The organism is Mycobacterium sp. (genome assembly GCF_049280035.1).
In the GTDB taxonomy this organism is placed as follows: Bacteria; Actinomycetota; Actinomycetes; order Mycobacteriales; family Mycobacteriaceae; genus Mycobacterium.
On the sequence record NZ_JBAPPI010000619.1, the window covers coordinates 1 to 3,779 of the forward strand.

Genomic DNA, 3,779 nt, shown 5'->3' on the forward strand with positions numbered 1-3,779 from the left:
GGAACACACCGCACGGGCCCGCGCGATCATCGGGCCGAACGCGCTGCTGGCGCCGGTGCACAACGTGGTGCTGAACGCCGACGCCGAGGAGGCGCGCGCAATCGGCCGCTCGGCGCTGGACCGCTACTTCGACACGACAAACTACGTGAGCAGTTGGAAGCGGCTGGGTTTCACCGATGCCGACGTCACCCGGCCCGGCAGCGACAAGCTCATCGACGCCGTCGTCGCCCACGGCACGGCTGACGACGTCGCCAAGCGCCTGAGCGAGTATCTGAGCGCCGGCGCCAACCATGTCGCGATCCTGGTGCACGGCGGGCCGGAGAAGGTGTTGCCGACGCTGTCGGAACTCGCTGGGCCGCTTGGCCTGTCACGCTAACGGGGGCTCAATTTTTAGCTAGTCAGGCTGGCAAGCAGACGCAGGCTTTCCTCGGATGGTGAACCGGGATCAGCGTGGTAAGTGACGATCATCTGACGTTGATCCGGTAGGTGCAGGATGGTGTAGTGCAGATCGAGCGGCCCCACTTGCGGATGGTCGAAGGCGGTGGGACCGATGCTTCGATGTTTGACGTCGTGACGCGCCCACAATGTGGCGAAGCGCTTGCTGGCGATGCTGAGTTCGCCGATGAGCTCGACAAGTTCGCGATCGGGAGGCTCCGCGCCCAGCACGGCTCGGACAAAGGGGACCATCCTGGTGGTGAACCTGTCCCAGTCACGGTAGAGCATGCGCATTTCGGGCTCGAGAAATGCTGCGCGCAGGATGTTTTCGCCCGGCGTAAAAAAGCGTGACAGCGCTCGGGCCACGCGGTTGGACGCCAGAATCGTCATGTTCTTGTTGACGACGAAGGTCGGGGTAAGCGGCCAACTGTCAATGAGTGTTTGCACGGCCGGGTCGATTCTTTCGGGCACCGAGCGTCGACGCCGACGCGGTGCCGGACGTGCTAACTCGCGCAGGTAGGTGGCGGCGTCCTCGTCGAGTTGCAGCGCGCGGGCGAGGCCGTCCAGAACTTGGTCGGAGGGCTGGTGGTCTCGTCCTTGCGCGAGTCTCAGGTAGTACTCGGTGCTGATGCCGGCAAGCATCGCGACGTCTTCGCGACGCAATCCCTCGACGCGTCTGCGCTCGCTGTCCGGCAGGCCGACATCGCCGGGCTTGATCAATTCCCGGCGGGCCCGCAGGAAACCGGCCAGCCCACGGGATGTTTCCATCGACCAAGGTTAGGGTGCCGGGTCGCAGAAAGGGTGGCCCCGGGATTACCAGTAACGACGTGGCCTGGATACCCGGTGCGTGAGGGTGCATCGTGGTCGCGTCGGAATGAGCGGTTAGTCGGCTATGGTCGCTGCCATCCATGAAGGAATTTGCATGCCTATTCGCACGTATGGGCCAACGACGACCGCGGCCGAGATCGTCAACGAACTAGACCTGGACGGTCATCGCGTCATCGTGACCGGCGCCAGTTCGGGGATCGGCATCGAGACGGCGCGCGCGCTCGCGTCGGCCGGCGCTGAGGTGACCCTGGCGGTTCGCAATGTTGAGGCCGGCGCAAACGTCGCCAACGGGATTGGCGCTGATCTTCCGCCGGACACAGGAGCGGTGCGGGTGGCCCAACTGGACCTGGCCGATCCGGCCTCGGTGGCCAGCTTTGTGCGCGCGTGGACCGAGCCGTTGCACGTCCTCGTCAACAATGCCGGCGTGATGGCCCTACCACAGCTCACCCGGACGGCCGCTGGCTATGAAATGCAGTTCGCCACCAACCACCTCGGTCATTTTGCGCTGGCCACCGGCCTGCATCGGTGGCTGGCCGCGGCAAAGGGCGCCCGCGTGGTGTCCGTCGCTTCGATCGGGCACCTGTTCTCACCGGTGGTCTTCGACGACTTGCATTATCGATTCCGCCCCTACGATCAGTGGACGTCCTACGGCCAGTCCAAATCAGCCAACGTGCTGTTCGCCGTGGGCGCCGCGCAACGTTGGGCTGGTGACGGCATCGCCGTCAACGCACTGATGCCCGGCAACATTGCCAGTACCGCGCTGGCGCGGCACATGGGCGAGAACGACCTTGCGAATTTCGCCGAAACGACCGCCTTGGGGCTGCCCCCGGTAAAGACGATCGAGCAAGGCGCCGCTACCTCGGTCTTACTGGCAGCCAGTCCCGACGTTGAAGGGGTAACCGGCCGCTACTACGAGGACTGCTCCGAGGCGACACTCGTCACTGAGCGCGGCACCCACACGGGTGGCGTTGCGCCCTATGCACTTGACCCGAACAATGCCGACCGCCTCTGGCACATCTCCACCGATCTAACCCAATAAATCTGCGGACCTCGGCGCGATCGGCGGTTCAGACCCACGCAACCAGCGGAGCTCGTCGTCGTTGGCGGGCTTGTTAGCGCCGGTAGGGCACGTGAAACCCGTTTTGACGCTGCCTAATTTGGGTAGGCCCAGCCCATGAAAAGGGGCATCACCTTTGTCGCCGCAGTGCTTGCCGCGGCCATCGCGCCGTTGGGCGCGTGCGTAAACCAGCCCAGTAGCCAGCCCACTACGTCACCGCCCCCCGGCACAGAGCGAATGGCCACGCAGTTAAAGACCGCGGACGGGACTGTGGTCGCCAACGCCACCTTCGATTTCGCGAACGGCTACGCGACAGTGACCGTGGAAGCCGGTTCCAACCAAGTCCTGAGCCCCGGTTTCCACGGACTCCAAATCCACTCGGTGGGCAAGTGCGAGGCCAATTCGGTTGCGCCGACAGGAGGCTCGAACGGGGATTTCCAATCCGCTGGAAGCGTCTACCAGGCGCCGGATCACACTGGTTATCCCGCCAGCGGCGACCTGACTGCATTGCAGGTGCGCTCCGACGGCTCGGCGAAACTCGTCACCACCACTAACTTGTTCACTGTCGCGGATTTGAGAAACAGCTCGGGTACTGCACTGGTCATCCACCAAAACCCAGATAACTTGGGCACTACGCCCACGAGTGATTCGGGCAAGCGGGTGGCCTGCGGTGTGATTGCCGCGGCGACGACGACCTCAACCACCACCACGACAACGAGCGTCAGCACGATCACCACGACGGTCGCCGTACCACCGCCGTCCACGAGCACGAGCACCGTCACGGTTACTAGCGCCCCGGCCGCCACATCAACGCCGACTACGACGACGACTAATCGTCTTCCGCCCGGCAGCTGACGCGCTAAGCGAAGCCTGCCGAAGACCTTGCGGCCCCTAGAACCAGAAAGATAGTTGCGGGGTCCACGGGTTGACTGCGTCTGATACGAAAGACGCAGAAACAGCGCCAGCGGACGGAAGTGAACCAGTGAGCGGTAATCGAAGAGTCGTCGCCCGCTTGCCGCTTGTTCTCGCCATGATCGTGTTCGCGCTCGCCGGATGTACCGAGCCGACAGCGCCGCCAACCACGAAGACGGTGGCCGGCTCGGCCGCAACGGCGTCGCCCGCGACAGGGCCGGCGAGACCGGCGGTGATTCCCGTGGACGCGCAGCCGCGGCTGGCATCAGATCCCGCACAGCTCGCCGACGACCTTGTCGTCGACGAGCAAGCGCTGCATGACCCGTCGACGCCGGAGGCAGCGCTGGTGGCGGCGGCGCGCCGCCAGCAGGCGGCCTACCGCGCGATCGGGCAGCACCCCGAAAGGGACGCAATCACGCGCCCGCGAATCCCGCCGTCATTGCTTGACGTCTACGACCGCAACGTCGACGCCCGCCGGGAGCTCACCGCGATAACACCCGTGAGAGCCACGCTGCCCGCATGGCGCGTCGAGCCACCTGCTCCCGCC

3 protein-coding genes and 2 pseudogenes are annotated in these 3,779 nt (G+C 64.9%); 4 read left to right on the forward strand and 1 reads right to left on the reverse strand.

Annotated elements, in window-relative coordinates:
* Positions 1–376 (forward strand): annotated as a pseudogene (locus WAN71_RS19860) (LLM class F420-dependent oxidoreductase); the annotation flags it as partial.
* A 14-nt stretch (positions 377–390) separates the two neighbouring features.
* On the opposite strand, the gene WAN71_RS19865 reads toward WAN71_RS19860, so the two are convergent.
* Positions 391–1,203: a helix-turn-helix transcriptional regulator gene (locus tag WAN71_RS19865; protein WP_422226969.1), complete on the reverse strand. Its 813-nt coding sequence runs from the start codon at positions 1,201–1,203 to the stop codon at positions 391–393.
* Positions 1,204–1,357: 154 nt separating this feature from the next.
* Here WAN71_RS19865 and WAN71_RS19870 point away from each other — a divergent pair, with 154 nt between their 5' ends.
* The 3 genes and pseudogenes from WAN71_RS19870 to WAN71_RS19880 form a co-directional block, all read left to right on the forward strand.
* Positions 1,358–2,302, forward strand: coding sequence for an SDR family NAD(P)-dependent oxidoreductase (locus tag WAN71_RS19870; RefSeq protein ID WP_422226970.1), 945 nt, complete (start codon positions 1,358–1,360; stop codon positions 2,300–2,302).
* A 135-nt stretch (positions 2,303–2,437) separates the two neighbouring features.
* Positions 2,438–3,175 (forward strand): superoxide dismutase family protein, encoded by a 738-nt coding sequence (locus WAN71_RS19875; protein WP_422226971.1) that lies wholly within the window; start codon positions 2,438–2,440, stop codon positions 3,173–3,175.
* A 175-nt stretch (positions 3,176–3,350) separates the two neighbouring features.
* A pseudogene (locus tag WAN71_RS19880) lies at positions 3,351–3,779 on the forward strand (lytic transglycosylase domain-containing protein); the annotation flags it as partial.

What these genes read in the sequence shown, in the direction of transcription:
- WAN71_RS19865 (WP_422226969.1), bottom strand. Translation starts at nt 1,203, where the DNA reads ATGGAAACATCCCGTGGGCTGGCCGGTTTCCTGCGGGCCCGCCGGGAA.
- WAN71_RS19875 (WP_422226971.1), top strand. Translation starts at nt 2,438, where the DNA reads ATGAAAAGGGGCATCACCTTTGTCGCCGCAGTGCTTGCCGCGGCCATC.
- WAN71_RS19870 (WP_422226970.1), top strand. Translation starts at nt 1,358, where the DNA reads ATGCCTATTCGCACGTATGGGCCAACGACGACCGCGGCCGAGATCGTC.